The sequence below is a fragment of the Trinickia mobilis genome (genome assembly GCF_017315705.1).
In the GTDB taxonomy this organism is placed as follows: domain Bacteria; phylum Pseudomonadota; class Gammaproteobacteria; order Burkholderiales; family Burkholderiaceae; genus Trinickia_A; species Trinickia_A mobilis.
On the sequence record NZ_JAFLRF010000058.1, the window covers coordinates 1 to 2,490 of the forward strand.

3 protein-coding genes and 1 pseudogene are annotated in these 2,490 nt (G+C 53.4%); all 4 read right to left on the reverse strand.

Annotated features, from left to right (window positions below; genetic code table 11):
- Positions 1-231 precede the first annotated feature (231 nt).
- The 4 genes and pseudogenes from J3489_RS34180 to J3489_RS34195 all read right to left on the reverse strand — a co-directional run bounded on the left by J3489_RS34180 (position 232) and on the right by J3489_RS34195 (position 2,479).
- Positions 232-525, reverse strand: coding sequence for a contact-dependent growth inhibition system immunity protein (locus tag J3489_RS34180; protein ID WP_207005242.1), 294 nt, complete (start codon positions 523-525; stop codon positions 232-234).
- Positions 526-530: 5 nt separating this feature from the next.
- Positions 531-1,043: pseudogene (locus J3489_RS34185) on the reverse strand (RNase A-like domain-containing protein); the annotation flags it as partial.
- A 307-nt stretch (positions 1,044-1,350) separates the two neighbouring features.
- On the reverse strand, positions 1,351-1,641 hold the full coding sequence (locus J3489_RS34190) for a contact-dependent growth inhibition system immunity protein (protein WP_255555329.1): 291 nt from the start codon (positions 1,639-1,641) through the stop codon (positions 1,351-1,353).
- A 1-nt stretch (position 1,642) separates the two neighbouring features.
- Positions 1,643-2,479, reverse strand: a complete 837-nt coding sequence (locus J3489_RS34195; protein WP_207005244.1) for an RNase A-like domain-containing protein — start codon at positions 2,477-2,479, stop codon at positions 1,643-1,645.
- Between the last annotated feature and the right edge of the window lie 11 nt (positions 2,480-2,490).

Below are 2,490 nucleotides of genomic sequence, written 5' to 3' on the forward strand. Positions count from 1 at the left end.
AACTTACACCATGGTCACCTTCCACCTCAGGCACTTGCCCCCTCAGCCTTCTTGCACATATCTCCGCACACTACCTTCGAATGTTAGAGCGTGGAGCCTGCGCCTCACACCGCGGAATTCCGCTGTCGAAGGGGAGAATATGAGGGGCAGGCGGACGAATTTGCGGGTTTGAGAGGCGTTGTTGCATCAATCCGTCCGCCACTCGTCTTGGGATTGTTCAGGGCAGACCAGCTATTCTTGCAATAGCCTTTTTAGCTCGTCGAGGAATGAGGCGGTTGTTGCATAGCCCCACGCTCGAAAATCCAATCGATCTCCAAATTCGTCCCTGAAGGCTGCGTCGATATTCCCCTGGTTTTCCGATTTGAATTTTTCGATTTCCTCCATTGCAAGCTTCCTGTTCGCCTCATCAGAAACTGATTTATGATACGCCATGATTTCAAATACATCTCTTCCAAATAGATCATAATCCTCATGAAAATATCCAACAACGATATTCCATAGATTTTCATATCTCGAATCACTCATGTTGTCACATGCTTTAGCAACGTTTGCCCACCCGGTCCCTTTAGCGTTTTAGCCTCATGCTTCATCAGCTCGATCCGGCCCATCGTGACGCTGGCCACACGCACTGCCTTCACCATCCCGGCAACGCCAAACGACACGCCGATATCCACCGACAAGCCGATATGGTTCGCCATCTCCGGCGGAGCCTTCAGCGTCTCGGCCAGCTTAGTCGTGCCCTGCTGCACCAGCGTAGCCGTATCCCGCCCCGTCCAGACTTGACGAATCCCCGCCACAGCCGTGTCCGAACCATGCACGCCGAATACGATACAGCCCGCCTTGCTGAGCATCGTCGGTTCCGGCATTACACAGAGTACGCTCGCGCCGGCCATTTCCAGTACCCCGCCGACGATTTGCAAACCGCCCCATAGCCGGTTGGTCAGCGTCTCCGTTCGACTGATCGATTTCCCCGACACTACCGCCGCCAACTGCGCGGGGCTCATGACGACCCGCACGCCATCCGTATCGTTGATTTGCGCCATCGTGGATCTCCTCCTCAGAAAGAAGGAGTCGATCCTAACAGACTGATTACATTGAATATTTTGAGATGACTCGATGTTGCCCTTTCGCAATACACCACACCATCAATCGAGCCGCAGCTCCCGCGCCGCCCGATAACAAGGCCGTCGACTTGCACAACTTCGCTGCCGCGCTATCCGCAGAAGCGAACGGAATTGCCGGTGCCGCAGGGAGACGCCAGTGCACGAAAAACCGACAAGCAGAAGCCCCAGCCGCCGCAAAGCGCCCAAGCGACCGCGCTGACGCCGAACGCGAACGCGCTCAAGCCAACTATTCTTGCAATAGCCTTTTTAGCTCATCGAGGAATGAAGCGGTTGTATAACCCCATGCCTGAATTGAGACCTCACGCCCGTAAGTAGCATCGAAAACATTATCCAAATCATCAAAATTATCGACCTTAAATTGCACAACCTCTCGAATCAACTTATCGATATCATTTTTTTCAGCAGTTTTCTTGTAATACTCAACTATCTCTGCCAAATTACTTCCAAAGATATCATAGTCTTGACTCAAGCAGATTCCCAGAAATTGATCGAGTTCGGAATAGGGATTATCTTTCATCTCACTCAACGTACGAGGTTAATACATAATATGCCAACCCATTGTAAAATTCGTACTTCAATATGATTTTTACGTTATTCAACTTGACAAGCTGCCCTGTCGCCCGCACCACCCCATAACCTATATCGCCAGCAACATAGCCATTAATAGTTAACGTCTTACCTGGCTTTGGCGGGACCTGCGCCCACGATTTGATTTTCGCCAAATTGGCCCGCATTACCGCAGAAATAGCAAATTCAGCCACCTGCATATTTTTGAATGATGAAACCAATTTTCTATCCGACTCCTTCGCCAGTCTTGCTCGCAACTGGCCCTCAGTCTGCCCGACATGCTTTAGCAACGTATGCCCACCCGGTCCCTTTAGCGTTTTCGCCTCATGCTGCATCAGCTCGATGCGCCCCATCGTGACACTGGCGACACGTACTGCCTTCACCATCCCGGCAACGCCAAACGACACGCCGATATCCACCGACAAGCCGATATGGTTCGCCATCTCCGGCGGAGCCTTCAGCGTCTCGGCCAGCTTGGCCGTGCCCCGCTGAACCAGGGTGGCCGTATCCCGCCCCGTCCATACTTGACGAATCCCCGCCGCCGCCGTGTCCGAACCATGCACGCCGAATACGATGCATCCCGCTTTGCTGAGCATCGTCGGTTCCGGCATCACACAGAGTACGCTCGCGCCGGCCATTTCCAATACCCCGCCGACGATTTGCAGACCGCCCCATAGCCGGTTGGTCAGCGTCTCCGATCGACTGATCGATTTCCCCGACACTACCGCCGCCAACTGCGCGGGGCTCATCACGACCCGCACGCCATCCGTATCATTGATTTGAGCCATCGTGGATCTCC

What these genes read in the sequence shown, in the direction of transcription:
- J3489_RS34180 (WP_207005242.1), bottom strand. Translation starts at nt 525, where the DNA reads ATGAGTGATTCGAGATATGAAAATCTATGGAATATCGTTGTTGGATAT.
- J3489_RS34190 (WP_255555329.1), bottom strand. Translation starts at nt 1,641, where the DNA reads ATGAAAGATAATCCCTATTCCGAACTCGATCAATTTCTGGGAATCTGC.
- J3489_RS34195 (WP_207005244.1), bottom strand. Translation starts at nt 2,479, where the DNA reads ATGGCTCAAATCAATGATACGGATGGCGTGCGGGTCGTGATGAGCCCC.